This is a genomic window from Enterobacteriaceae bacterium Kacie_13 (assembly GCA_013457415.1).
Classification (GTDB): Bacteria; Pseudomonadota; Gammaproteobacteria; order Enterobacterales; family Enterobacteriaceae; genus Rahnella.
In genome coordinates, this window is record CP045666.1 from 297,259 (window position 1) to 322,317 (window position 25,059).

27 protein-coding genes and 1 pseudogene are annotated in these 25,059 nt (G+C 52.7%); 14 read left to right on the top strand and 14 right to left on the bottom strand.

What is annotated here, in order from left to right; genetic code table 11:
• Position 1: 1 nt before the first annotated feature.
• Complete coding sequence (locus GE278_22725; protein ID QLK63600.1) at positions 2–655, bottom strand: DUF1028 domain-containing protein; 654 nt, start codon at positions 653–655, stop codon at positions 2–4.
• Between the two features lie 144 nt (positions 656–799).
• Between GE278_22725 and GE278_22730 the strand changes: the two genes are divergently transcribed.
• The 5 genes from GE278_22730 to GE278_22750 are packed head-to-tail and all read left to right on the top strand — an operon-like array spanning position 800 to position 6,693.
• The gene (locus tag GE278_22730) at positions 800–2,374 is read left to right on the top strand and encodes an ABC transporter substrate-binding protein (GenBank protein QLK63601.1); all 1,575 of its coding nucleotides are present in this window, start codon (positions 800–802) and stop codon (positions 2,372–2,374) included.
• A 12-nt stretch (positions 2,375–2,386) separates the two neighbouring features.
• The gene (locus GE278_22735) at positions 2,387–3,334 is read left to right on the top strand and encodes an ABC transporter permease subunit (GenBank protein ID QLK63602.1); all 948 of its coding nucleotides are present in this window, start codon (positions 2,387–2,389) and stop codon (positions 3,332–3,334) included.
• Complete coding sequence (locus GE278_22740; protein QLK63603.1) at positions 3,331–5,127, top strand: ABC transporter permease subunit; 1,797 nt, start codon at positions 3,331–3,333, stop codon at positions 5,125–5,127. Before GE278_22735 ends, GE278_22740 begins: the two co-directional genes overlap by 4 nt.
• Entirely contained in the window at positions 5,124–5,909 is a 786-nt protein-coding gene (locus GE278_22745) for an ATP-binding cassette domain-containing protein (protein ID QLK63604.1), read from the top strand. Before GE278_22740 ends, GE278_22745 begins: the two co-directional genes overlap by 4 nt.
• 16 nt (positions 5,910–5,925) lie before the next feature.
• Positions 5,926–6,693 carry an FCD domain-containing protein gene (locus tag GE278_22750; protein QLK63605.1) on the top strand — a complete coding sequence of 256 codons (768 nt, stop codon included), beginning with the start codon at positions 5,926–5,928 and terminating at the stop codon, positions 6,691–6,693.
• Between the two features lie 117 nt (positions 6,694–6,810).
• Here GE278_22750 and GE278_22755 read toward each other — a convergent pair whose 3' ends face one another.
• From GE278_22755 to GE278_22765, 3 genes are all read right to left on the bottom strand, one after another.
• Entirely contained in the window at positions 6,811–8,283 is a 1,473-nt protein-coding gene (locus tag GE278_22755) for an aspartate aminotransferase family protein (protein QLK63606.1), read from the bottom strand.
• A gap of 18 nt (positions 8,284–8,301) precedes the next feature.
• On the bottom strand, positions 8,302–9,687 hold the full coding sequence (locus GE278_22760; protein QLK63607.1) for a diaminobutyrate--2-oxoglutarate transaminase: 1,386 nt from the start codon (positions 9,685–9,687) through the stop codon (positions 8,302–8,304).
• A 420-nt stretch (positions 9,688–10,107) separates the two neighbouring features.
• On the bottom strand, positions 10,108–10,362 hold the full coding sequence (locus GE278_22765) for a hypothetical protein (protein ID QLK63608.1): 255 nt from the start codon (positions 10,360–10,362) through the stop codon (positions 10,108–10,110).
• 572 nt (positions 10,363–10,934) lie between these two features.
• Between GE278_22765 and GE278_22770 the strand changes: the two genes are divergently transcribed.
• Positions 10,935–11,570 (top strand): hypothetical protein, encoded by a 636-nt coding sequence (locus tag GE278_22770; protein ID QLK63609.1) that lies wholly within the window; start codon positions 10,935–10,937, stop codon positions 11,568–11,570.
• 81 nt (positions 11,571–11,651) lie between these two features.
• On the opposite strand, the gene GE278_22775 is transcribed toward GE278_22770, so the two are convergent.
• Entirely contained in the window at positions 11,652–11,798 is a 147-nt protein-coding gene (locus GE278_22775) for a hypothetical protein (protein ID QLK63610.1), read from the bottom strand.
• A 200-nt stretch (positions 11,799–11,998) separates the two neighbouring features.
• Here GE278_22775 and GE278_22780 point away from each other — a divergent pair.
• The 7 genes and pseudogenes from GE278_22780 (at position 11,999) to GE278_22810 (ending at position 16,350) form a co-directional block, all read left to right on the top strand.
• Positions 11,999–12,208 (top strand): annotated as a pseudogene (locus GE278_22780) (two-component sensor histidine kinase).
• 47 nt (positions 12,209–12,255) lie between these two features.
• Positions 12,256–13,530, top strand: a complete 1,275-nt coding sequence (locus GE278_22785) for a hypothetical protein (GenBank protein ID QLK63611.1) — start codon at positions 12,256–12,258, stop codon at positions 13,528–13,530.
• On the top strand, positions 13,449–13,778 hold the full coding sequence (locus GE278_22790) for an MMPL family transporter (protein QLK63612.1): 330 nt from the start codon (positions 13,449–13,451) through the stop codon (positions 13,776–13,778). Before GE278_22785 ends, GE278_22790 begins: the two co-directional genes overlap by 82 nt.
• Before the next feature lie 227 nt (positions 13,779–14,005).
• Positions 14,006–14,851, top strand: a complete 846-nt coding sequence (locus tag GE278_22795; GenBank protein QLK63743.1) for a hypothetical protein — start codon at positions 14,006–14,008, stop codon at positions 14,849–14,851.
• 4 nt (positions 14,852–14,855) lie between these two features.
• Complete coding sequence (locus tag GE278_22800) at positions 14,856–15,332, top strand: DUF1240 domain-containing protein (GenBank protein ID QLK63613.1); 477 nt, start codon at positions 14,856–14,858, stop codon at positions 15,330–15,332.
• Positions 15,333–15,374: 42 nt separating this feature from the next.
• A complete protein-coding gene (locus GE278_22805; protein ID QLK63614.1) occupies positions 15,375–15,866 on the top strand; it encodes a DUF1240 domain-containing protein in 492 nt (163 codons plus the stop codon).
• A complete protein-coding gene (locus GE278_22810) occupies positions 15,859–16,350 on the top strand; it encodes a DUF1240 domain-containing protein (GenBank protein ID QLK63615.1) in 492 nt (163 codons plus the stop codon). The genes GE278_22805 and GE278_22810 overlap by 8 nt, the downstream gene beginning before the upstream one ends.
• A 406-nt stretch (positions 16,351–16,756) precedes the next feature.
• Here GE278_22810 and GE278_22815 read toward each other — a convergent pair whose 3' ends face one another.
• From GE278_22815 to GE278_22850, 8 genes are all read right to left on the bottom strand, one after another.
• Positions 16,757–17,239: a DUF1003 domain-containing protein gene (locus tag GE278_22815; protein QLK63616.1), complete on the bottom strand. Its 483-nt coding sequence runs from the start codon at positions 17,237–17,239 to the stop codon at positions 16,757–16,759.
• Positions 17,240–17,393: 154 nt separating this feature from the next.
• Positions 17,394–18,086, bottom strand: a complete 693-nt coding sequence (locus tag GE278_22820; GenBank protein ID QLK63617.1) for an ABC transporter permease subunit — start codon at positions 18,084–18,086, stop codon at positions 17,394–17,396.
• Positions 18,087–18,106: 20 nt separating this feature from the next.
• Positions 18,107–18,814, bottom strand: a complete 708-nt coding sequence (locus GE278_22825; GenBank protein QLK63618.1) for an ABC transporter permease subunit — start codon at positions 18,812–18,814, stop codon at positions 18,107–18,109.
• 67 nt (positions 18,815–18,881) lie between these two features.
• Positions 18,882–19,709, bottom strand: coding sequence for a transporter substrate-binding domain-containing protein (locus GE278_22830; GenBank protein QLK63619.1), 828 nt, complete (start codon positions 19,707–19,709; stop codon positions 18,882–18,884).
• An 18-nt stretch (positions 19,710–19,727) separates the two neighbouring features.
• Positions 19,728–20,465 (bottom strand): ATP-binding cassette domain-containing protein, encoded by a 738-nt coding sequence (locus tag GE278_22835; GenBank protein ID QLK63620.1) that lies wholly within the window; start codon positions 20,463–20,465, stop codon positions 19,728–19,730.
• Positions 20,466–20,496: 31 nt separating this feature from the next.
• On the bottom strand, positions 20,497–21,063 hold the full coding sequence (locus tag GE278_22840; GenBank protein ID QLK63621.1) for a peroxidase-related enzyme: 567 nt from the start codon (positions 21,061–21,063) through the stop codon (positions 20,497–20,499).
• Entirely contained in the window at positions 21,060–21,542 is a 483-nt protein-coding gene (locus GE278_22845) for a hypothetical protein (protein QLK63622.1), read from the bottom strand. The genes GE278_22840 and GE278_22845 overlap by 4 nt, the downstream gene beginning before the upstream one ends.
• Positions 21,539–23,002, bottom strand: coding sequence for a SidA/IucD/PvdA family monooxygenase (locus GE278_22850; GenBank protein QLK63623.1), 1,464 nt, complete (start codon positions 23,000–23,002; stop codon positions 21,539–21,541). Before GE278_22850 ends, GE278_22845 begins: the two co-directional genes overlap by 4 nt.
• A gap of 174 nt (positions 23,003–23,176) precedes the next feature.
• Between GE278_22850 and GE278_22855 the strand changes: the two genes are divergently transcribed.
• A complete protein-coding gene (locus tag GE278_22855; GenBank protein QLK63624.1) occupies positions 23,177–24,139 on the top strand; it encodes a LysR family transcriptional regulator in 963 nt (320 codons plus the stop codon).
• An 11-nt stretch (positions 24,140–24,150) separates the two neighbouring features.
• On the opposite strand, the gene GE278_22860 is transcribed toward GE278_22855, so the two are convergent.
• Positions 24,151–25,020, bottom strand: a complete 870-nt coding sequence (locus tag GE278_22860) for a LysR family transcriptional regulator (GenBank protein QLK63625.1) — start codon at positions 25,018–25,020, stop codon at positions 24,151–24,153.
• Positions 25,021–25,059: the final 39 nt, after the last annotated feature.

The following is a 25,059-nucleotide window of genomic DNA, read 5'->3' on the forward strand; positions in this document are numbered from 1 at the left end:
TTCACCCGCCTGGGCGTCCTTTCGGCAGCGCGGCGAAAAAGTCAGCGTGAGCTGGCGCGCGGGTCTGTTGCAGGATGTCCGCTAACATTTGCAGCGGTGCATCTGACCAGTCGGCGCGGAGATCGACGCTGGCGTATTGACGATCGTGCCAGATTTTGAGCGCGGCGGATTTCAGCCCCCGCCGGTCGCCTCCGGCCTCTGCCCCGGCGTTCATCGCCGCCAGCAGGCGGTCAGTGAGCGGCAGAGAGTCATACGCGTCATAGGTTTTCAGCATCGCTTCCAGCGTTTCGCCGCCGGTCAGCAGATTTCCGCCCACCACGCACTGCTGCCCCGTCAGACTTCCTGCCCACACGCCACACGCCCCTCCACTCCACTGCGCGGTGTTACCCTGACTGTCTACAATCAGCACCTGCCTTCGGTCTGCGTCTGCATCGTTCTCCAGGATTTTTTTCAGCGTTTCGGCGGCGTCATATCCTTCCTGTAACAGCGCCAGACCTTGTTCGCCATACAGTGGATTGGTCATCGCCTGCGTGGCGATCGCACCGGTTTGCGCCTGGCCGTGAACCACCAGCGCACCCACGGCAGGTCCTGCGGTGGCCGTCGCGACGCCCAGCGCCCCGGAACGGGGATCCCGCGCGACAATTGAAAAGGTCATAAGTACTCCGTGACAGTCTGGTTAAATTTATGCGTATAAATTATTGCAATTACGTTTATTTATACGCATAAATAATAAACAGGACAACGCCTGATTCTTCCCCTGAGGTGTTCATCACAGGTTTTACTTAGCGACGAGGTCGATATGCTGCCAGCTTTGCGAAAGTGTGTTATCCCGCTCTGTCTTTGCTTTGGCGCGCTGTCGTGGCAGCTGCCGGTGCAGGCAAAAACCCCGGCGGATGCGCTGTTAATTGGTCAGGTGGCGGAGCCACAATCGCTGGATCCGCAGGTCGCCACAGCGGCCAACGACTCACGCATTCTGGTGAATATCTTCGACGGACTGGTGCGAAACGGCGAGGGAAAGCTGGATATTGAACCGGCGCTCGCCACGCGCTGGGAAATCAGTCCGGACGGTCTCACTTATCGCTTTCATTTGCGCGAAGGGGTGAAATTTCAGGACGGCACGCCGTTCAATGCCGAAGCGGCTAAGTTCACCTTTGACCGCATGCTGGATGATAAAAATCCGTGGCACAACACCGGTCCGTTCCCGCTGTCGTTCTTCTTCTCGACGATAAAAACTATTGAAACGCCAGATGAAAACACGCTGGTATTTACCCTTAAAGAGCCTTTCTCGCCTTTCCTTTCCAATCTCGCTACACCTACCGGGCTTATTGTCTCGCCCGCCGCCGTGAAAAAACACGGCAAAGACTTTGGACGACATCCGGTTGGTACCGGCGCATTCACGTTTGCCGAATGGACAGCCAATCAGCGCGTGGTGGTGACTGCCAATGACGGTTACTGGGACGGTAAACCGGCGGTGAAAAACGTCGTGTTCAGGCCGATCACCGATGGCAATACACGGGTGGCGGAAATGCTTTCCGGCGGGATTGATGCCATGGTGGAAGTCCCGCCCGATACAGTCAAATTGTTCGCGGAGAAAAGCAATCGCTTCCGTCTCTATCAGACCACCGGCCCGCACGTCTGGTACGTGATGCTCAATACCCAGGTACCGCCGTTCAACGACGTGCGCGTGCGGCAGGCGGTAAACTACGCCGTGAATAAACAGTCGCTGGCCGACAATATTTTGCAGGGATCGGCGGACGTCGCCGACGGACCGATCCCCCGCGCCTTTAACTGGGCGGCTAATAAAGAAGTGACACCTTATCCGTATGATCCTGCCAAAGCCCGCGCGCTGCTGAAAGCCGCCGGTGCCGAAGGCACAACGCTGACCTTTTACGTCACCGAAGGGGGATCCGGGATGCTGGATCCGATTCCGATGGCGACCGCAATTCAGGCGGATCTAAAAGCCGTCGGGCTGAACGTTTCGATCCAAACCTATGAGTGGAATACCTATCTGTCGAAGGTCAACGCGGGTCTGGATAATCACACTCAAATGGCAGAAATGGCGTGGATGACTAACGACCCGGATACCCTGCCGTTCCTGACGCTGCGCACTGACGCCTGGCCGAAAAAAGGCGGCTTTAACTCCGGCTATTACAGTAATCCGCAGGTCGATACTCTGCTGCAAAAAGCACGTATGACCACCGACACCGCCGCCCGCGCCGGTCTTTACAGGCAGGTGCAGCAGTTAGTACATGACGACGCGCCGTGGATATTCGTCGCCAACTGGAAGCAGAACGCCGTGACCTCTACGCGTATTGAGCATTTCGCACTGCAACCTAACTTCAACCTGTTGCTCAACCGGGTGACCAAACAGTAATCGGAGAATTTTATGGGGAGTTACGTGCTTAAAAGACTGCTCTCGACCATTCCGGTGTTTATCGGGTTGTCGCTGATTGTCTTTCTGATTATGGCGATGATCCCGGGAAATCCGGCGCAGGCACTGCTGGGCGCATGGGCGACGCCGGAAAACGTCGCGCGTATTAACCAGGAACTGGGGCTAAACAAACCGCTCTACCAGCAATATCTGATCTGGGCGGGCAATATTTTGCACGGCGATTTGGGTCGCTCTTACGTGCTGAACCGGCCAGTGATTGATGAAGTGATGGAACGCTTTGGCGCAACGCTGCTGCTCGGCGGCTGCGCACTGTTGCTCAGCACCGTGCTGGGGCTGCTGGCGGGGATTTTCTCGGCGGTACGGCAGTTCGGCTGGGGCGATCGGATTATCACGCTGCTGGTATTGCTGGGGATTTCCATGCCGTCATTCTGGATTGGGCTATTGATGATCATGCTGTTCGCCGTCCAGCTGCAATGGTTCCCTGCGTCCGGGATGTACTCCGTCTGGGGCGGCGGAAACTGGCTGGATCTGCTGCACCATCTGACCCTGCCCGCTATCACGCTGGCGATCGTAGCGACTGGCGTAATCGCCCGTCTGACCCGCACCGCAATGCTCGAAGTGCTGCGCCAGGACTTTATCCGCACCGCCCGCGCCAAAGGGCTGTCTGAACGCAAAGTGATTTATAAACACGCCTTTCGCATGGCGCTGGTGTCGGTGATCCCCGTCATTGGCATTCAGGCCGGTTTTGTCCTCGGCGGCGCGGTGTATATCGAGACTGTTTTCCAGTGGCCGGGGCTGGGCGCGATGATGGTGAAAGCCGTTGCCACCCGTGACCTGCTGCTGGTTCAGGGCGGCGTGCTGGTCGCCGCTGCGGCCTACGTATTAATCAACCTGTGCGCGGATATTTTGCAGGCACTTCTCGATCCGAGGTTAAAATCATGAGTCAGGTTATTGCTTCCACGACGTCGCGCCATCGCCAGTCCTTATGGTCGCTGCTGCTGGCTAACCGGCTGGCAACGCTCGGCCTGACACTGCTGGTGCTGGCTTTCGCTGCCGCCCTCGCCGCGCCGCTGCTGCCAATCCCCGATCCGGACGCCACCGATCTGCTTAACCGTTTGCTGCCACCGTTTTCGCCCGGACACTGGCTGGGCACCGATCCACTGGGTCGCGATATGCTTTCCCGCCTGCTATGGGGAACGCGCGTGTCGCTGGCGGTGGGGATCTGCGCCACCCTGCTGGCGGCGTTTTTCGGCACGCTGATAGGCCTTGTCGCCGGATATGCCGGTGGCAAAACCGACAGCCTGCTGATGCGGCTGATCGATATGCTGATGGCTTTCCCTTATATTCTGCTGGCGCTGGTCATCGTCGCGGTGCTGGGGCCCGGCCTGCTCAATGCTCTGTATGCTATCGCGGTGGTCAATATTCCGTTCTTCGCCCGTAATATTCGCGGGCTGACCGTTGGCCTGCGCCAGCGTGATTTTATTCAGGCGGCGCGGTTGTCCGGTAAAAATCATCTGCAAATTTTGCTCACCGAAGTACTGCCTAACGTCATGCCCGTCGTGGTCGTCACCATGTCCACCACCGTCGGCTGGATGATTTTAGAAACTGCCGGACTGTCATTCCTCGGGCTGGGCACGCAGCCGCCAAATGCGGATCTTGGCTCGATGCTCGGTCAGGGGCGCGCGCAAATGTTCAGCGCACCGCATGTTTCCGTTGTGCCGGGACTGATGATTTTCTTACTGGTGATGAGTTTCAACCTGCTCGGCGACGGCATCCGCGATCTGCTGGATCCGCGCCTCAAATCCGGCATTCTACTGCGCGCCCGCGCGGTAACTTCAGTCAACCGCGCCAGCGTTCCGCCTGCCGAGAAAGGCAACGATGCGCTGCTGGAAGTGGTGGATTTGCAGGTCCACTTCCGCTCAGGAAATCAGTCGGTCACAGCCGTCAAAAGCGTCAGTTTTCACGTTGCCAAGGGCGAGTGTCTGGGTCTTATCGGCGAGAGCGGATCGGGGAAAAGCGTCACAGCGCTTTCCGTGATGGGGCTGGTATCATCGCCACCGGGAGAAATCACCGGCGGCGCGATTTACGTCGGCGGAGAAGAAATGCTATCGCTGTCGCAAAACCAGCTACAGCAGAGGCGCGGGGCGCGCGTGGCTTACATTTTTCAGGATCCGCTCACTACCCTGCATCCGCAGTTCAGCATTGGTGCGCAGGTAATCGAAGCCATTCAGGCACATCAGGCCCTTTCCGCCCACGCGGCTAAGGAGAAAGCGCTGGCGCTGCTCGCAAGCGTTGGCATCGAGGATGCCGCTTCGCGTTTCAATGCTTTCCCGCATCAGCTTTCTGGCGGTCAGCGGCAGCGCGTCGGGATTGCTATGGCGCTGGCCAATGATCCTGAAATTATCATTGCCGATGAACCCACCACCGCGCTGGACGTCACCGTGCAGGCGCGCATTCTCGATCTGCTGCAACAACTGCGGCGCGAGCGCGGCCTGACGCTGCTGTTCATCACCCATGATTTTGGCGTTATCGCCCAGATCTGTGACCGCGTGGCGGTGATGCGTCACGGCGAAATCGTCGAAACCGGAGAGACCGGCGCTGTGCTGCGAGATCCGCAACACGACTACACCCGCAGACTGATTGCCAGCGTGCCGAAACTCGGTCAGGGGCGGGGTTTCCTTAAGCAGGTCGGCGAACTTTATGCCACTCAACATACGCAGCCGGAGGCACGATGAGCAATGTGATTGAAGTCAGTGGACTGGTGAAAACCTTCCGCAGTACGTCAGGCTGGTTCTCAGGGAAACAGCATCAGGTCAACGCGGTCAAAGGCGTATCGTTCAACCTTGCGAAAGGCGAGACGCTGGCGGTGGTCGGAGAAAGTGGCTCGGGGAAAAGTACGCTGGCGCGGATGCTGGTCGGGCTGGAACGCCCGACATCCGGCACCGTCACACTGATGGGCGAAGAAATGTCAGCGCACATCCGGCGCGGCGATAAAACGTTCGGCAAGATGATTCAGTACGTGTTTCAGGATCCGGTAGCGTCGCTCAATCCCCGTAAAACGATCGCCGATACCCTCGACGTTCCGCTGCGATATCTGTGCCACTACCCTGCCGCGCGGCGTAAAGCGCGGATGCTGGAGCTGATGGACGCGGTGCAAATGCCCGCCGACGCGCTCACCGGTTATCCCCATGAGTTTTCTGGCGGACAGGCGCAGCGGCTGGCGATTGCCCGCGCACTCGCCGCCGAGGCGCGTATTCTGGTACTCGACGAGCCGGTCAGCGCGCTGGATGTCTCAGTGCAGGCGCAGGTGCTATTGCTACTCGATCAGCTAAAACGTGACTTCGGCCTCTCCTATCTGTTCATCAGCCATGATCTGGCAGTGGTAGAGTCAATTGCCGATCGCGTGGCGGTGATGTATCACGGGGATTTGGTAGAATGCGCCGATAATGACATGCTGTTCAACGCGCCGCAGCACGACTACACGCAACGTCTGTTGGCCAGCGCGCCCAGAGTTTGAGCCGATGAAGGGATTTATGAGCACTGAAACGTCACACCAGCCGGAACCAATACGCCGCAAGCGTACCGACGAAATCGTCGATGCCATTAAAGAAAGCATCATCAGTGAAAATCTGCTGCCGGGCGACCGCCTGCCGCAGGAAAAAGACCTGATCACCCGCTACGCTGCGGGCAAAGGCACGGTGCGGGAAGCGCTGAAATCGCTGGAGGTTCAGGGGCTTATCCGTACAAAAACCGGGCCAGGCGGCGGCGCGTTTATCGATTCCATGACCGAATCCCGCGCCATGAGTTTGCTGTCGAACTATCTGTTCACCCGCCAGCTGTCTATCAGTAATATCTACGCCCTGCGCAAAGCCCTGGAACCGCTGGTCGCGGTAAGCGCCATCGGTAATATCGACGCCAAAGGGTTTGAACAGTTACATCAGCTCATCGCCGTTTACGACCACGAGCCCGCTGACGAAACCGAGCGGTGGGAGCAGCGCATGGCCGAACTGGATTTCCACGGCGTGGTCGCCAGCTACTCCGATAACGTCCTGCTGGCGTTTATCTGCCACTTCCTGCAACGTCTGCTGAAAGACCTGGCCGTCTGCAAAGACATCTACCAGCGCCCCGAACCGGTGGAACGCAGCGCGGGAATTGATTATCAATATAAGCTGATTGACGCCATGCGCCGTCAGGACGCCGCCGCCGTCCGGCAGATCATGACCGAACACATGCAGCACGCCGAAAACGCCATGCTGGGGTTAGAGGCGACGCTCGAGGACAAGTTTTTAAGTGAGCGGTGACAGGAAAGAAGGCGCGTTGTTTCGTTGAGATTCAGACACAAAAAAGCCGGTCACATCTTCATGTCACCGGCTTTTTTAAGGCGTACGGGTTAATGCGAACTCACGCAAAACCCCGTTTTACGCGTTCAGCAGCTGCTGAGCGGTTTTATCCACCAGCGCCAGCAGAACTTTCACATCGTCCAGCGTCACGGTCGGGTTCAGCAAGGTCAGCTTCAGACAGGTCACGCCGTTGTGCTCGGTAACACCCACGTTAGCGCGGCCAGAGTCGAGCAACGCATCGCCGATTTTCTGGTTCAGCAGCGCGATAGCTGCATCGCTGCTGTGAGCCAGTTGCTCAGGACGGTAGCGGAACAGTACGCTGGCCAGCTGTGGCTGCATGACCAGTTCCAGCGACGGCTCAGCGGTGACGAATTTCGCCACGTCTTGTGCCAGCGTTACCCCGTGATCGATAATTTCGGCGTACTGCTTCTGCCCTAACGCTTCCAGACCCATCCACAATTTCAACGCATCGAAACGACGGGTGGTCTGCAACGATTTGGACACCAGATTCGGCACGCCCGCTTCTTCGTCAAACTCGGAGTTCAGGTAAGCCGCCTGATAACGCATCAGCTCATAGTGGCGCGCTTCTTTCAGCAGGAAAGCGCCGCAGCTGATGGTCTGGAAGAACTGCTTGTGGAAGTCCAGGGTGATGGAATCCACTAACTCGATGCCATCCAGATAGTCACGGTATTTTTCAGACAGCAACAGCGCGCCGCCCCAGGCCGCATCCACATGCACCCAAATCTGCTGCTCAGCGGCCAGCAGGGCAATCTCACGCAGCGGATCAATCGCACCTGCATCGGTGGTACCCGCGGTCGCCACAATTGCCAGAATTTGCTCGCCGTTGGCCTGCGCCGCAGCAAGTTTCTCTTTCAGATCGTTAACGTCCATACGGGCAAACTCATCGGTTTTCACCAGAGTGACCGACTGATAACCCAGACCGAGCAATGCCATGTTCTTCTGCACCGAGAAATGAGCATTTTCAGAACAGAATACTTTGATCTTCTTCAGATTACCGACCAGACCGTCTTGCTGAACAGAGTGCCCCTGACGGGCGAAGAAGGCGTCACGCGCCAGCATCAGCCCCATCAGGTTACTCTGGGTGCCACCGCTGGTGAACACACCCGCATCGCCAGCCTGATAACCGACCTGAGTACGCAGCCATTCAATCAGCTTCATCTCAATGATGGTGGCTGACGGGCTTTGGTCCCAGGAGTCCATGCTCTGGTTAGTCGCATTAATCAACACTTCAGCGGCCTGGCTGATCACCAGGCTCGGGCAATGTAAATGCGCGACGCACTGCGGGTGATGCACCGACAGGCTGTCTTTCAAAAAGTACTCAATCGCACGTTCAATGGCGGCCTGATTGCCCAGGCCGTTTGGATTGAAATCAAGCGTAATGCGCTCACGCAGCTCGGCAACGGATTTCCCCTGATACATCTCAGGCTGTTGCAGCCACTGCACGACAGCGGCGCTGCTTTGTGCAATCGCCTGCTGGTACGCTTCAGTGCTTTGCGCTGAAGCCGCCAGAATCGGGTTTAACTCGGACATCGCGGTCATTCACTCCACTCAGACAGGTTTGACGCCAGCCGCTAACAGGGCCTGTTCAAATTTATCCAGGAAAATACCCAGTTCATCATTGGTGATCAGCAGGGATGGCAGCAGGCGCAGAACGCAACCGTTGCGGCCACCGCGTTCGAGGATCAGACCCGCTTCGAAGCATTTTTTCTGCAACAGCGCGGAAAGATCGCCGTCAGCCGGGTAGCAACCCATATGATCCTGCGCTTCGTTTGGTTTCACGATCTCGATACCAATCATTAAGCCCAGACCGCGCACGTTACCGATGACCGGGTAACGTTTCTGCATATCAGCCAGTTTGCCTTTCAGCCACTCGCCCTGTGCCGCCACTTTCTCGGCAATCTTCTCTTCTTTGAGAATTTTCAGCGTGGTCAGGCCGGTCGCCATCGCCAGCTGGTTGCCGCGGAATGTACCGGTATGATGACCCGGAGACCAGGCGTCGAATTGTTTTTTGATACCCAGAACGGCCAGTGGCAAACCGCCGCCGACAGCTTTAGACATCACAATGATATCTGGCTCAATGCCTGCGTGTTCGAAGGCGAACTGTTTGCCGGTACGGCAGAAACCAGCCTGAACTTCGTCGAGGATCAGCAGAATGCCATGTTCCTGAGTCACTTTACGGATACGCTGCAACCACTCGGCAGGTGCCGGGTTCACGCCACCTTCACCCTGAACGGCTTCCAGAATGACCGCCGCAGGCTTACGCACGCCGCTTTCAACGTCGTTGATCAGGTTATCAAAGTAATACGTTAATGCTTTAACGCCCGCGTCACCGCCAATGCCCAGCGGGCAACGGTATTGGTGCGGGTAAGGCATAAACTGCACTTCAGGCATCATGCCGTTAACAGCTTCTTTCGGTGACAGGTTACCTGTGACCGCCAGCGCGCCATGGGTCATGCCGTGATAGCCGCCGGAGAAGCTGATCACGCCGGAACGGCCGGTGTACTTTTTGGCCAGTTTCAACGCAGCTTCCACCGCATCGGCGCCAGATGGGCCGGTGAACTGGAGGCAATACTCTTTGCCCTGTTGCGGCAATAAAGAAAGCAGATATTCAGAGAACTGGTCTTTCAACGGCGTTGTCAGATCCAGTGTATGTAACGGCAAGCCGCTGGTAATGACAGTTTGGATGCTTTGCAGCACGTCAGGATGGTTATGTCCAAGGGCTAACGTTCCTGCGCCCGCCAGGCAGTCAAGATATTGATTATCTTCAACATCTGTGATCCACACGCCGTTTGCTTTAGCAATCGCTAACGGCAATTTACGTGGATAGCTCCTGACGTTCGATTCAAATTCAGCTTGTCTCGCCAAATAGGTTTCATTGTTTCCATGTAATGAATTCGCACCTAAATTATCAATACGGACTTTATCCGTCATCATATCTCTCCTACAACCGAGTGTTATCGCTAACGACTAAGTTGAATAAATGAATTAAAAAGGTAACTACCGTGAAAAAACGCGGCCAATATATGGCTTTTTTGCCCCCGGCTCAATAATTTATTTTGTATAGAATTGTTTATTCTTTTGCATACGAATCAATAAGATGCTGATTTTATGACCGATAATGCTGTCATGGCACGCTTATAGGGGCATTACTAAGGCACAAAATTGCGCTTAAAGGTGCGCGCAGAGGGGCTAAACGAGGGAAATGTGAGGGTGCCACCGGGGGAGGATTGATGGCATTTTGTGGCCAAAAAAGGATCAATGATGAGTGGTCAAACCCTTTATCGTAGTGAGGCTTATCAACCCATCCTCAGCCACCGATCTTCTGATACATAACACACTGATATTTATAAAATCCTAATGCTCATCGGCTAATTTCATTATTTCTATCCAATGTTGTAATTCATTACGAGACATAAATGCAGGAACTTCTGGTTCTAAGGCACTCCTGCCTGACACAATATAAACCAGACAGGGAAACGAATCCGGCATACCCAATTCAAGCTCTCTTTCCGATTCAAGATAATCCAGCGTATCCCATTCACTTTTTATTTTAATAAAGTCATTCATCATCCACTCCCTGAAATCAGATTTATTTCGTAGCAGTTTCATGAGCATGCTCCTTAAATTATATTCTTTACGGGTTTTGTCAATAGCAAAGTGATGAATTACTAACTGCCTGAGGTAATTACACTTTATAGCATGGGAAATGGAGCATGTAATAATAGTCATAAAGTACAATAATGGTACTTTTTAACCGCTGACCTCACAACGAAAAGAATCTATAATTACCAGAAGGGATTAGTTCATTAGATTAACCAGATAAAAATGAAACGTTCATCTCAATATACATACATTTAAAAAATTATGTATTCACAGGCAATTGTACCTTTTGCATTACTTTAAATATCACCTAAATCCAACCAGCGAGGATGTATTTACCGCTGTGTGATAAAACACTTAATTGAGGTTAGTCTTCATTATTCCGGGTCTTTGCAAGGGAATTATCCGACCCTGTTGACTTTTCGCAGATTATCCCACTCCGTTACCGGCGGAGGGTTCATTGAAGTAAAAAATGATCAGGGCATTATCTGTTACCTTATACGAGAAATTGAAAATTACGCATACCTTACCCCTGAGGCTAAGGCTTGAAGATATATGTTTTATGATTTTTAGGTGAGCCAATGAAATCTGTCAATGAGCCCGTCAAAAATGAAGCTGCAATCATTAAATTAATAAACATTTTTAAGCAGGACGCTAAAGATGTGGATATTGAACCTGAGGGCAAAGACTTTGAATTCGTGGAAAATGACGAGTTACTCGTCTTGTTGCTGTTTGAGGGGAAGATTGATATCTATAAATCCTCTGACAATTTACTCTATGCCTCTGCACTGGCGCCATTCATCTTAGGCATTGAGGGATCTCTTTACCGATATAATTACTACCGTTTCCGATTACATCACCATTGTGTTGTAAAAACACTGCCATTAAATCAATGTATAGAGTTGATCAGCACACATAATTTGATAAAAACAGTTCTCGACTACCAGGCTTATCTCAATGATTATACTGCCAGCAGAATTGAGCTATTAGTCAATAGAACTGCCTATGAAATAGTTCGCGGATTATTGTATGAGCTCGAAAAGTTGCCTTATGAAATCAGAATAAAAACCAGCATAATTAATTATATAAAATATCGAAGTCGTCTTTCAAAAAGCGGTATTGTCAGTATTATCTCTGCCCTCAGCAAAGGTGGCTACATCGAGGTCTGCAGAGGGAAACTGATTTCAATTTGTCGTAAACTGCCTAAGAAATACTGAGCTCTGCCCGCGCCGGAAAATGCCACCGGCGCGGAAATTAACAAAAAAAGCAATTTTGTCATGTTGATGAACGAAAAGGCGTCAGAAGGTATATAAAATCGCCGCTGACGCCGTCGCCTGATTACGGCGAAACACGATCGGGCTGTCAGCGGCGTGATCGTCGAGCCACCTATAGCCGCCGGTCATTGCAAAGCAGGTCATGTGCATTATCAATTTTCTGGTTATCATGAATTCCTCGTTACCCGTTATTGTCTGACGTTCCGCAAGGGGTCCAGGGCGCGTCTTAAGCAGGAAGTATGAAGAGGCAGTGTCAATAAACTGCTTGGGAATTATGAAGAAACTGTCAAGGTTACCTAAATGCAGACTAAACGAGTGCTGGTTATTGAAGATGACGCCGATGCGGCTGGCGTTCTGGTGGTGATCGTCATATCGGCCGGTTGCAGGGTATGATCGACGGCGTGTTCAATCCTGAGCCTGATCAGCTAAACATGGTGATGAAGCAGCTTCAGCACCTCAGCCGTCTGACCGACGAACTTCATCTGCTGTCTCTGGCGGATGCCGGTCAGCGTTCCCTGAACAAGAGTGCCATCGATCTGAGAGAACTGTTGCAGGAGCGCGCCATCTGGCTGACTCCTCGCCCCCGCCCGCAGCCGTTGCAGACGTCTGGTATCAGGTACGTAAAAAAATGCAGGATATCAGCCCGACGCGGCCGCAGGGGGTTCAGGGCGTATCGGTTAACGATGAATTTTCCGATACTTTTGGCACGATTTACGGGTTTACTGCCGAAGGGTATAGCGCAAGAGAACTGCGTGAGCAGGTGGAGCAAATCCGCCGTAGCCTCATGTCGCTGCCGGATATCGGCAAAATCAATCTTATCGGCATTCAGGAAGAGCAGATTGTTATCGCGTTCTCGCCCCGTAAACTGGCCGGAATGGGTATCGACCTGCAACAGGTCACCGATGCCCTCAAGGCGCAAAATGCAGTGGTGCCCGCCGGAACGTTACGCACTGACAAAGAAAATATTGCCCTGCGGGCCAGTGGCGCGCTGAATTCTGAAGACAGTCTGCGTGCCGTGACGCTGCACATCGCCGGTCGTTATATTCCGCTGACCGACGTCGCCACGATTGACCGTCAGAGCCAGACGCCGCCCGCCCTCGCGTTTCGCGTTAACGGTCAGCCCGCGATCGGTCTGGCGATTTCAATGGCAGCGACCGGCAATATGACTGACTTTGGTAAAGCTATCAATCAGCAGATGGCCAGCATCGGACAGCGCCTGCCGCATGGGATTGAGATGACCAAAGTGGCCGATCAGTCCGCTGTCGTGCAACAGGCAGTCAGCGGATTTCTTCGGGTACTGCTTGAGGCTGTCGCCATCGTACTGGCAGTCTCTTTCATTTCGCTGGGAATGCGGGCGGGCCTGGTGGTTGCGGCGGCGATCACGCTGGTGCTGGCCATGACCTTCGTGGGCATGATGCTGGCGGGTATCGGGCTGCAACGTATCTCACTCGGCGCGCTGATCATTGCGCTCGGATTGTTGGTTGATGACGCAATGATTACCGTGGAAGCCATGGTGGCGCGGCTCGAAGCCGGTAATACCCGCTGGCACGCCGCAACCTATGCGTTCAAAACGACGGCTTTTCCTATGCTCACCGGCACGCTGGTCATGATCGCCGGATTTATTCCGGTCGGCTTCGCCGTCTCCAGCGCCGGAGAATATTGTTTATCCCTGTTTGCCGTGGTGCTGATTTCCCTACTCAGCTCCTGGGTCGTCGCTGTGCTGTTTTCGCCTCTGATGGGCACATGGCTGCTTTCTGGCAAAAAAATGCATCAGCAGGCTGAACCGGGAAAGCTGGCTGGGGTTTATCAGGCCATCTTGCAATCCGTCCTGCGAAACCGCCTATTCGCAATGCGGTTATTCTCATCAACAAGGTGGATAACAACCGTCGGTCAGGCATGGTGAACGACGAAGCCATTATCACCGCCGCCGCTCACCGTGCTCGCCCTATCGTCCTCACCGCCTGCGCCGCGATCCTCGGGATGCTCCCCATTTCCCATCAGGTATTTTGGGGGCCGATGGCCCTGGCGTTTATCGGCGGACTGTTTGTTGCCACGCTGGTTACGCTGACGGTGCTGCCTGCGGCAATGAGTCTGGTGATGGCTATCGGTGATAAATACAAGAAAAGCGTTAGTGACATTAATAACTGCTAATTAGCGGTTATTAGTTATCTGAATAATACAAATCGATATCATCATTTTAATGATTATATTTAATGCGTTTTAATTTTTAATATTACAACCTGGATCAATGATTAACAGAGATTTAAGAATAATATGAACCTCCTCATTGATAATCAGGATGATATTAAATGAAGAATGAATTAGATGTCCGGGTACCGCCAGATGAACTCCGGCAAACCAGTTCGGCAGCGGGCTATCTGGGCGATTACCTGCGCGGCAATGTACCGGTGAATCAGTTGATACCGCAGCATGAATATATTCTCGATACTTTAGGGCTGGAGGCGGTGTTTGAGAAAAATACCACGCACATTATGCTGCTCACACTTGATGAAGCCGATGCGGTACTCAACCAGCTACTGGTTTCCGGGGATCCGATAGCCACCTACGCAGGAAATATCAATGATACTTATGGGGGTATTAAAAACATTCGGAAACTGACCACGCATTTTAACAGCTCCCAGCAGCTTATTTTTCGATTTAAGAGTTTAGGTATTAAAGCCTTTATCTATAAGTATAAAGGTATCGAGTATGTCAAAATCACGGGCAGAGCCGGGATCCGCCGTATCCTGAAAGGCACCCGCTACGCCATCAATAATCCGCAAGTATTGGAACTGGGCATTGGTACCGCCGGTAAAAATGCCGGGATCATCAGCGGTGCCCGCTTTTGTATCTGGTTCTCTTTAGGCTATCGCGCGATTGAACTCATTTTTAAAAATGAATATACCGTCATTGATTTCGTAGGGGACATTACGATAGATATGGCGAAGATTATTGTGACGATTTTTGTGGCGAAGCTTGCATTTGCATTAATCGCAGGCATAGCAATCATGACTGGCGTGACATTGCCTATTTCAGCAGGTATTTTTATTATAGTCACAATCGGTTTTGTAATCACCTTGGCGCTGGATTCATTGGATAAGAAATTCCATATCTCTGAAGAGGTTAAAATCCTCATAGATAAAGGATTGAAAGAAAGAGTTTTAATTGAAGAATGGAATATAAGGAATCATCCATTCTCTACTTCACCTAAAAGTATTTGGTAACCATATGAGCTCTGGATATAAGAATGTATTATACTTGTCATTGTTGGTAACTGTTTTCCCTATATTGCTTTTCTTTCTTTTTCGTTATTGCATTAATGACTTAATATTGTTGTTTAGTGGTACTGGTGTTGTTTATTATAACTGGAGAGTGATTCCAATCTTATCTTCAGCTCCTTTCATGATTTACCTTGAACTGCTGTTTATAAGTTGTTTCTTTACTGAAGATAAGAAAGCCAGCCCACTGCTGTTGAAATACATGCTACATATGACAATTATTTATTGTTTCGTATTTTTCTCATCTTTAATAGCGTGCCCCTTGATCAACATCGGTTTTGCCTTTTCCTCCTATCATTCCTGCCCCGTCGGCGGTGCATTCTCGGGTGTTTATTATGTGAAAGATAAGAGTAAATGTTTTGAGATAACCGGCGTGGAAGCATGGGGTAAAATAAATGGCCCTAACGCGAATAAGCTTTCAGAATAATTGCGAATTATTATTTCAAAAAAGTTGAGCCAGGTAACTCATATGCGAGACAAAACAAAAGGCATCTGTTGTTTGTATGTACTAGTAATATCCCTGCCGTTCATCATTTATTTTTTTGGCACTGTTTGTAGTACAGACTTCTTAAATTTATTCTCTGGCAGTGATGTTATTTATTTTAACTGGCGTGCACTCCCTATACTGACCAGCATACCCATGATGATCTATTTTGAGATTCTTTTCATCAGTTGTTTCTTTTCAAAGGACTGGAAGGCACATCCGGCTATACTTAAGTACATGCTTCATATTACTGCATTCACTATCTTTACCTTTTTCCCTGCTGTTTTCGCAGGGCCATTAATCAACATCGGTTTTGCCTTTTCCTCCTATCATTCCTGCCCCGTCGGCGGTGCATTCTCGGGTGTTTATTATGTGAAAGATAAGAGTAAATGTTTTGAGATAACCGGCGTGAAAGCATGGGGAGCAGAGAAAATCCATAAAGATAACAAAACTTCTGAGTTAAAACACAATGAATAATTCAAACAAAACAAATGAAACACTAAACTCTAAAAAAAATATCATAGCCAGAATAATCGCTGTTATTATTTTCCCGTTACCTTTGCCTTTTCTTGTTGCTTTGACATTACAAGATATCCTTAAACTCCTGTCATTAGGAGATGTAATCTATTTCAACTGGAGGAGTTTACCCATTTTGACTGTGATGCCATTATATTTAGCCTATGAATTTGTTTTTTTGAGTTCATTTTTCACCAGAAATAAAAAGGTAGATCCAAGCTTAATTAAATATGTAGATAAAATCGGAATGATTACCTGTATAATTTTCTTTATATCGGTATTACTAGGACCTGTCATAAACATCGCTTTTGCCTTTTCATCCTATCATTCCTGCCCCGTCGGCGGTGCATTCTCGGGTGTTTATTATGTGAAAGATAAGAGTAAATGTTTTGAAATAACCGGCGTGAAACCGTGGGGGAAAAGTGACAGTGAAAAACGGAACTGAACAGCAAAATATGCATGTTACTTTCCAAAAACTGGCAGGGAGCATCTTACGCCTGCCAGTATGGATAAATTATTTACATCACTCTGTCATTCCATAAGCTGTAAGCGCTTGTGCCTGTCGAGATATGTTCCCAGGTTATAGTTTCATAGGACAGCGTAACAACTTCCTGAGGTTGTCCCTGGCTGTCATATATTCAGATTTGCAATCACTTAAAAGGTTCATTAAATAAAGCCCATGAAAAGCAAATCAAATACTCACCAACGGTGAATTATTTTTATTTGATATGAATTATCAGATATATCTCTGAGTTTATGACTTTCTAAAAAAACACGAATAAATAATGGATCAGGACGATATTCAGCCGCGTATTCATTCCCTCGCCGCGCAGCTGAAGTATTCCTTGTCCCTACCGGCTCGCCAGCTGATTGGCCAGCGTTTCAATGCGCTCGGCCATTTGTTTGGTCAGCGAGGTGAGTTCGATGTTTTGCTGGATCAGAACCAGCATCTGCGCGGAATTTTGTTCGGCGACGGTCTGGCGCTGCGCCATGGCATCGTCGAGGTCTTCGCGGTGCTGGGCATCTGCCAGCGCATGAGCCTGATCACGTTCGGCCTGGCGGGTCTGGGCGAGGAGGATCAGCGGCGCAGCGTAGGCGGCCTGTAAGCTAAAGGCCAGATTCAGCAGGATAAACGGATAGGGGTCAAATTTAGACATGCCGGAGACGTTGAGATAAATCCACACGGCCACGATCACCGTTTGCCCCACCAGAAACGCCGGGGTCCCGAAAAAACGGGCGAAGGCTTCGGCTTTCAGCGCAAACCATTGTTCTCCGAAAGTATGGGTGATGCCCTTCAGCGGCTTATAAATACGAAACTTTTTAGACGGTTGCATAGCCATACACACCTCTTATCCTGCATAAAAATAGTATGAGAAAGAGGTATCTTACGCCTGATTACGTCAACGTCACCGTAACCGTCAAAGCAATCCGGCCCGCTGGTTTTGACATCAGCAGGCCGGAGATGAAAAACGGTATTGCCTCGTTCTCTCAGGTACGGATCCTGAGCACCGCCTCCAGCTTGTCGGCGATTTTAGTGACCACGTAGGCGATCACCATGTAGAACACCACCGCAACCAAAAATGCCTCGAGATAATAGTAATTCAGCGCGGCGGTCAGCTGCGCCTGCGCGAAGATGTCCACCACTTCAATGGCGAACGCCAGCGACAGCGCCTTCATGATCACCATGAACGAGTTAGCCAGATCGGGGATCGCCGCAATGATCACCTGCGGGAACATAACACGCCGGAACAGCTGGCTGTTTTTATACCCCAGCGAAAGGGCCGCGTCGGCCTGACCGGTATCAAACGAGTTGAGCGCCCCTTTGATCACCTCAGCCTGAAACGCCGCCACACAGGCCGTCAGTGCGACAATCACAATCGTCCAGTTTGGCAGCGAATGCGCGTTGTAGCTGACGCCAAACAGTGAGGCGATAAAGTGCAGTGCCGGTGGCAGGCCGTAGTAAGCGAGGAAAATCATCACTACCATCGGGATGCCTTTGAAGGCAATTTTGTACGCCACCACCAGTTCACGCAGCACCGGGATTCTGCGGTATTCAATCAGCGCAAACAGGCCACCGACCAGCGTTGAAAAGATAAAAATCGTCAGCGCCATGGCCAGTGTGACCGGCACGGCATCCAGAATACTCAGGAAATCCGGCAGCAAAACATCAATATCAAACATAGTTAAAGCCCTTCTCTGCGTCAGATGTTCGCCGTGAGTTTAATTTTCGCCGGTGCCGTTTTGGAATGGTAACGGGCGAAACGCAGCTCAAAGAAACGAATGATCAGCCATGAAATCAGGCACAGCATGGAGTAGATCACCCCCAGCACCAGATAGGTGCCGAACTGATACTGGTTATACGAACGTTCCATGATCAGGTGCGCTGTCGCCATCACATCTGCCGCACCGATGTACATCACCAGCGCCACGTTGTGGATCATATAAATGACCGCATTACCGTAGCCGGGTAATCCGATGTGCAGCGCCTGCGGGCCTGCGATGCGGGTTATTTTCTGACGGAAGGTGTAGCCCAGACTGTCCGCAGCATCATGCTGACCACGCTCCACCGCCAGGTAAGCCGGGCGGATGACTTCTGACAAATATCCGCCGTGATAGAGGCTCAGCCCGACCATCGACGCCAGCGTCGGCGTAATAAAATCCTTCATACCGAAGAGTCCCACAATCACCGGCAGTCCGTAAAATGCGACAAACAGTTGCAACACCACCGGCACGCTTCGGGCATACGAGACGTACAAGTCCGCCAGTTGGCTGAGAACCGGGATCCTGCGAACCCGAAAGACGGTCGCAATCATTGCCAGCACGAAGCCAGCCACAAGCGCCACAAACATAATCGCGAGTGTCAACGGCAAAGCCGAAAGCAGCTCAGGGATCATTGTTGAGAGTTCCACGTTCAATTCTCCTGGTTATAAATTCGGCTGTCACCGTTGACGAAAGCAGGCATAACTCTTACGCGCCTTACTTCATGTATTTCACCACGTCTTCGCCAAACCACTTCTGCGAGAGCTTGTCCATCGTGCCGTCGTCTTTCAGTTCTTTCAGCGCTTTATTCACGTCGTCCGCCAGCGGCTGGTTTTCGTCAGAGCGGTGGATAAGCACGTAGGTATTATTGATGGACACCGGTTCGCTGGCCTGAATGTTCAGTTTCTGGTTATCGATAACGGTCTGCTCCCCGAGATTGGACGGCAGGATCAGCGCATCATATTTGCCGCTCTGCACTTCCTTCAGGCGATCCGGATAAGGCACACCGGCGCTGGAGGCGGTGATGGTCACTTTGTAATCCGGGTTTTCCTGCTGCCACTGGTTCACAAACTTATAGACGCCGCCGCCTGCGGTGACCGGAACTATTTTCTTACCGACCAGCGATTTGATGTCGTTAAGGTTGCTGTCTTTACGGCTATAGATCTTCATCAGGCTGGCGCCCATCGGGGTGGCCGGGATCAGAAACTGCTTGCTGCGCGCCGGTGCGATGTAAAAACCGCCGGTGGCCATGTCGTATTTACCGGTCGCCAGCCCGGTTTCCTGGGCGATATCCGCCGCACCTTCCAGCACGAATTTGTACTGCGGCAGCTTCGCGTTGATGGCACGCAGCAGATCCGGCTCATAACCTTGTGGCTCAACGCCGATAGCGCCCCATGACAGCGGTTTGGATTCCGCCGCAGTGGCGATTTTAATAGTACGAACGGTTTCGGCAGAGACAGGGCTCATGGCGGAAACGGCGATAGCCACGGTGCCCAGTACGGTCAGGCTGAGGCGGCAACGGAAAGTGGTGTTGTTTGCAGGCATGGTTAGGATCCTTTTTTATTAGAGTGAGTGTTCAGAATTCAGGAACTGTGCAAGTCGTGGATTGGAAGGCGTATCGAAAATTTCGGTCGGGCTCCCTTCAGCGGCGACGACACCTTTATCCATAAACACGATGCGATTAGAGACACTTTTCGCAAACTGCATCTCATGAGTGACCAGCAAAGAGGTGATGCCGGATGAGGTAACATCTTTGATAACTTTCAGTACTTCCCCAACGAGCTCCGGATCCAGCGATGAAGTCGGTTCGTCGAAGAGGATGACATCTGGCCGCACCGCCAGCGCGCGGGCGATACCCGTGCGTTGCAACTGGCCGCCAGAAAGTTGGGACGGATAGTGGTCGCGCTTTGCCGAGAGACCGACGCGATCCAGTTCTTCCAGCGCGATTTTACGTGCTTCATCCGCCGACTTGCGTTGCACCACCATCAGCGGATCCATCACGTTCTGAATGACCGTCATATTTTTGAAGACGTTAAATTGCTGGAACACCATCGCCGTGCGCAGGCGAATCGCCTGAACGGCAGCCTTGTTTACAGACTGATAATCCATCCGGATTTGGTCAAACGTGATGCTGCCTGACGCCGGTTTAGCCAGATAATTGATACAGCGCAACAGCGTGGTTTTACCGGTGCCACTCGGCCCGATAATGGACACCACATCCCCGCGTTTTACCGAGAGGTTCACGCCGTTGAGGATGTGTGAGTTGCCGTAAGAGAGCTTTATATTGTCGAGTTCAAGCATTTAGGGTGAATTCCTTCAGGCTGCGTTGACGTTATTTGCCGCTATCGGCGTGGCCGAGAACGTGCATCAGACGGTTGGCCCAGCCAAAGATAGAAATGGCGTGGATAAGGTCGACGATCTCTTTGTCATCCATGCCGGCGGACAGCAAAGCGGCGATATCGTCCTTTGTCGCCTGCGAAGGGACCGCCGAGAGGCGACGGGCAAAGCGGTCGATGGCCGCATCGCGTGGGGCGAGCAGTTCCGGTTTATCGAAATACAGCGCGCTGACCACATCGTCGTTCTGAGTCAGATGGGCGTGCCGCCGCGCATGTACCACTGCACAGAACTTGCAGCCATTGGCGACCGACGCACCCAGCGCACCAAGTTCGCGATCGGCATGTTTAAGGCCACCTTCGACGTACATGATGGCGTTGAACAGCACGGTACGCGCCACGTAACTCTCCGGGTCATGCGCCAGCGTGCGCACATATTCCGAAATTTTCTTATTCGATGGCGTGACTTTCATGGCCTCAATCTGCTCCGGCGTGGCGTCAGTCACCTCGACCGGGGCGATATGCGGATGCCACACCAGCGGCTTGAGTTTTACCGAGGGGATCATGACAACTCCATCAGGCGCAATCCGGCGGCCACTTTGGTCTGGAAATTGACGAAGGCGATCAGTTCGGAAAGCGCAACGATCTGCGGACTGGTCAGCCCGGCGGATTCCAGCCGGCGGATGTCCCCGACGTCGGCACTCGCCGGTGTCAGCGTGATCACATCGACGTGGCGGGCAATTGTCGCCAGCGGTTCGGCAAGATGGGTTTCCCCTGCGGCTAATGCCAGCACCGGTGGCGTCGGCTGACTTTGTGCCAGCTGAGCGGCATAGTCCTGTACCAGCGAGTGGTCGGCATTCAGCGCGGCAATGCGCTGAGCCAGCGCCAGCCGTAAATCAGCGGCCAGCCCCTGATCGTTTGCAGGCTGTAACACCGAGAGGCGGCACAACTCTGCGCCATCCACAAATTCCGGACGAAAGCGCCGCGTGGCATAAAGCGCATCCTCAGGCGAGAGCCCCGCCGCCTTGTCTATTGCATCAGTCACAATGCGTTGTCCTTATTAAGTAAGGGAGTGGAATCAAACCATTCATCTCCCTGAAGTTCGGGAATGTCGTAAGCCATCAGACTGGCGAAATGGGTTTCAGCGTCTTCGGCAAACAGTGAGGCGGTGATACCGCGCACCAGACGGTCGGCACCGGCGCTGACCGCCGGAATATCGCCGGATACTTTGCCGTGTGTCAGCATGGCCGCATCGTTGAAACAGTGGATGTGTGCCAGCATCGGGCACGCGCCGGGGATTTTTTCACGAAACTCAAAGGCAGGGCCAAGATCGGGAGACGCCAGCATTTCCGTACGTGGCGCGCCCATTTCTGGCGTATACCGGCCATCCGACCAGCTGCGGATATGCGGCGCCAGCGCGGCAAACTCAGGACGACCGCTGAAATCATTTTTGAAGCCAGTCGCGGCGATCAAAAAGTCATAACGCATCGGCTGCTGCGTGGTTTCAATCAACAGGTTTTCCGCCTCTTGTGTCACTGTGCGGATACCGCAATCGAGTAAAAAGCGGGCATTCGGATGGAGGGAAACACGCAGGGTTGATGAACGCGGTGGCGGCGTCTGGGAAGCGGCAGTGTAATCCGCAAATTTCCATTTCCACGCATCAGACAGCTGATGCATACCATGCACCACGCCCTGACTGCCAATACCGGTCATTTTGTTTATGCGTGGCATTTCTTTGCGGCGGATCAGCAGGTCAACGCCGGCCGCACCGGATTCCAGCGCCGTAGCGGCGTTATCCATTGAAGACGCGCCTGCGCCGATCACGGCGATACGCTTGCCTTGCAGCGCGGTAAAATCTATGTCGTCAGCCGAGTGCGCCCAGAAGCGGCGGTCGATACCTTCGAGAAAATCGGGAACAGCAAAACCGCCCAGACCTGAGCGGCCGGTTGCCAGCACCAGACGCCGCGTGTATACCCTGCCCGTTTCGGCACCCTCAAGATTGAGCGCAATAAGATCACCGGCAGCTTCAATACCGGTCATGCGGACATTGTTACGCACCGGTAAATGCAGCACCTTGCGATACCAGACCAGATACTCCATCCACTGCTGTTTAGGGATTTTATCCAGCGATTCCCAGGCTTCGCATCCCCACTGCGCGGTAAACCAGGCGCGGAAGGTCAGCTGCGGCAGGCCAAGCGCCGGGCCGTGCAGGGTTTTCGGCGAACGCAGGGTTTCCATACGGGCAAAAGTCACCCACGGTCCTTCGAGACCGGCGGGTGCGGCATCAAAAGCAACGACGTTATTAATCCCGGTCAGGATCAGTTTTGCCGTCGCTGCCAGACCACACATCCCCGCGCCGATCACCACCACGTCCCTTACCACGGCACCATCATGCGTACGTTCCGGCACCCAGGGTTTGGCTGGCAACTCGAGTAAAGACAGATCCTCATACAGGCGCTGTTCCAGTGCGTCTAAACCGGTCTGGCTGTCAACCTGTGCGGACATAATTTCACCCCTGAACGTCGAAGAATTAAGCGAAATAGCGTATAATCGATTATACGAAAAACGCATTATGAATTAATCTGTATGCGTATTCTTAATACTAATTAATAATTAGCTTATTCAAAAAATGCAATTGATAATCGTGGTCGATGAAAAATAGGATCCCGGATGCAGAAAATGACTTCACTCAATGATCTTGATCTTCGCCAGCTGGAGGCCTTCTCCGCGGTGATATCGTCCGGCAGCGTGACTGCGGCAGCGAAGGTATTACAGCGCTCGCAGCCTGCTGTGACCCGGCTGATTCAGGATTTGGAAAACGCGATTGGTTATCCGTTATTTTTACGTAACGGTCCGCGCATTTATCCGACCGAGCAGGCATTGCGGCTGCATGAATATGTCGAAACGGCGCTAAGTTCATTGCAGCAGATACGCCTGCGGGCGAATGAAATCTGGAAAGAGGAAAAAACGCCGCTGCTGATCGCCGCGACACCGTCCATGTCATCCGGGCTGTTGCCGACTGCGCTGGCAAGGCTCAGCCTCGACGACGCGGTGCAAATTCTCAGTGATTCCGCCGAGCAGACGGCGCATGCAATCATTACCGGGCAGGCGGAGCTTGGGATCAGCAGCCTGCCCCTGGAACATCAGGGCGTTCAGATTCATTGGATTGGTCAGTCGCGCTGCGTGCTGGCGCTGAGAGAGGACGATCCGCTGGCGCAAAAAAGTCAGGTTTTGCTGAGCAGTCTGTCGTCCCGCAAGCTGATCACACCGTATAACCCGTATCGCTTACGCAGGCGTTATGAGCAGGTTTTACGCAAAGCGAAGGTCAAACCGGCCGGTGTCATTGAGACCAACTCGTCAGTGAATATTTTGTCGTGTATTCGCTCAGGATTAGGCGTCGCGATTATGGAGCCAGTGACTGCCTACGGTTTGCCGGTGGCGGGCGTGGTGCTCAGGGAACTGGACGTCGACATTCCCTATTATTTTGGCGTGACTACGCCGCAATCGAAGCCGCCGCGCGCGAGCGTCGTGGCGTTAATCGATGCGCTGAAACAGGCGGCCGCCAGCCTGCTGCCGGAATTTGTCTGCCTCGATGCCAGCGAACATGCGCGGGTGATGCAGTCTCTGCATCAGGAAAGTTAGCCGCCCGGCGCTCAGCCGGTTGCGTCACCGTAGCCGGTCACCATCTTCACAAAGTTATCGCGGACTGGGTCTGTCGTCTGCGCATCCCACGCGATGCCTACCTGCCAGCGCGTCGCGCTGCCGGTCAGCGGAATAATTTTCAGCCCCGGCGGCGCGATGTGGGTGACGCTTTGCGGCAACAGCGCCACACCTATTCCGGCGATCACCAGCGCGACGATGGTCTGAATATCTTCCGCCTGTTGGGTGGATGACGCAAAACAGCGGTTCTCCTCCAGAAAGCGATCGGTTTGCGCGTTCAGCCCGCGGCCGCGCTCAGCGTATAAGCGCAACAGTGGCAATTTTTTAAGCCACTCTCTGAGGCTCAACCCATTATCTTCCGGCACGACCAGCACCAGATTATCTTCAAACAACACCTGATAACTGAGCGGTGCGGGCGGCGGCACGCGGACGAATCCCACCTGCAATTCCCCGCTGTGCAACATGTCGTACTGATGCGCAGACGGCATATCTTCAAGCCGGAATTCGACACCGGGATATTCCGCCCTGAACCGCGCAATGCACTGCGGCGCGATGAGAAAACTCGATAAGCCGAACCCGGCAGCAATCACCCCTTCGCCGCCTTTTGCTACCTGCACTGCGTGCTGCAGAAACACCGCGTTTTGTTTCAATACCTTTTTCGCCTCAGGCAATAACAGCTGGCCGCCGGTAGTCAGGCGTGTACCGTGCCGCCCTCGGGCAAACAGTGAAACACTTAGCGTCGATTCCAGCAGGTTAATCTGTTTGGTCAGCGCGGGTTGCGATATCGCCAGCGCGTCAGCGGCGTCGGCATAATTCTCTTTTTCGGCCAGCATCACAAAAGCATGGAGTAAACGCAGGTTCATTTTACATTCCGTATGGTTATCAATTTTGGAAAACTCTTC

Coding starts and splice junctions, on each gene's coding strand:
- GE278_22725 (QLK63600.1), bottom strand. CDS start 655: ATGACCTTTTCAATTGTCGCGCGGGATCCCCGTTCCGGGGCGCTGGGC.
- GE278_22730 (QLK63601.1), top strand. CDS start 800: ATGCTGCCAGCTTTGCGAAAGTGTGTTATCCCGCTCTGTCTTTGCTTT.
- GE278_22735 (QLK63602.1), top strand. CDS start 2,387: ATGGGGAGTTACGTGCTTAAAAGACTGCTCTCGACCATTCCGGTGTTT.
- GE278_22740 (QLK63603.1), top strand. CDS start 3,331: ATGAGTCAGGTTATTGCTTCCACGACGTCGCGCCATCGCCAGTCCTTA.
- GE278_22745 (QLK63604.1), top strand. CDS start 5,124: ATGAGCAATGTGATTGAAGTCAGTGGACTGGTGAAAACCTTCCGCAGT.
- GE278_22750 (QLK63605.1), top strand. CDS start 5,926: ATGAGCACTGAAACGTCACACCAGCCGGAACCAATACGCCGCAAGCGT.
- GE278_22755 (QLK63606.1), bottom strand. CDS start 8,283: ATGTCCGAGTTAAACCCGATTCTGGCGGCTTCAGCGCAAAGCACTGAA.
- GE278_22760 (QLK63607.1), bottom strand. CDS start 9,687: ATGATGACGGATAAAGTCCGTATTGATAATTTAGGTGCGAATTCATTA.
- GE278_22765 (QLK63608.1), bottom strand. CDS start 10,362: ATGAAACTGCTACGAAATAAATCTGATTTCAGGGAGTGGATGATGAAT.
- GE278_22770 (QLK63609.1), top strand. CDS start 10,935: ATGAAATCTGTCAATGAGCCCGTCAAAAATGAAGCTGCAATCATTAAA.
- GE278_22775 (QLK63610.1), bottom strand. CDS start 11,798: ATGATAACCAGAAAATTGATAATGCACATGACCTGCTTTGCAATGACC.
- GE278_22785 (QLK63611.1), top strand. CDS start 12,256: ATGCAGGATATCAGCCCGACGCGGCCGCAGGGGGTTCAGGGCGTATCG.
- GE278_22800 (QLK63613.1), top strand. CDS start 14,856: ATGAGCTCTGGATATAAGAATGTATTATACTTGTCATTGTTGGTAACT.
- GE278_22805 (QLK63614.1), top strand. CDS start 15,375: ATGCGAGACAAAACAAAAGGCATCTGTTGTTTGTATGTACTAGTAATA.
- GE278_22810 (QLK63615.1), top strand. CDS start 15,859: ATGAATAATTCAAACAAAACAAATGAAACACTAAACTCTAAAAAAAAT.
- GE278_22815 (QLK63616.1), bottom strand. CDS start 17,239: ATGCAACCGTCTAAAAAGTTTCGTATTTATAAGCCGCTGAAGGGCATC.
- GE278_22820 (QLK63617.1), bottom strand. CDS start 18,086: ATGTTTGATATTGATGTTTTGCTGCCGGATTTCCTGAGTATTCTGGAT.
- GE278_22830 (QLK63619.1), bottom strand. CDS start 19,709: ATGCCTGCAAACAACACCACTTTCCGTTGCCGCCTCAGCCTGACCGTA.
- GE278_22835 (QLK63620.1), bottom strand. CDS start 20,465: ATGCTTGAACTCGACAATATAAAGCTCTCTTACGGCAACTCACACATC.
- GE278_22840 (QLK63621.1), bottom strand. CDS start 21,063: ATGATCCCCTCGGTAAAACTCAAGCCGCTGGTGTGGCATCCGCATATC.
- GE278_22850 (QLK63623.1), bottom strand. CDS start 23,002: ATGTCCGCACAGGTTGACAGCCAGACCGGTTTAGACGCACTGGAACAG.
- GE278_22855 (QLK63624.1), top strand. CDS start 23,177: ATGACTTCACTCAATGATCTTGATCTTCGCCAGCTGGAGGCCTTCTCC.
- GE278_22860 (QLK63625.1), bottom strand. CDS start 25,020: ATGAACCTGCGTTTACTCCATGCTTTTGTGATGCTGGCCGAAAAAGAG.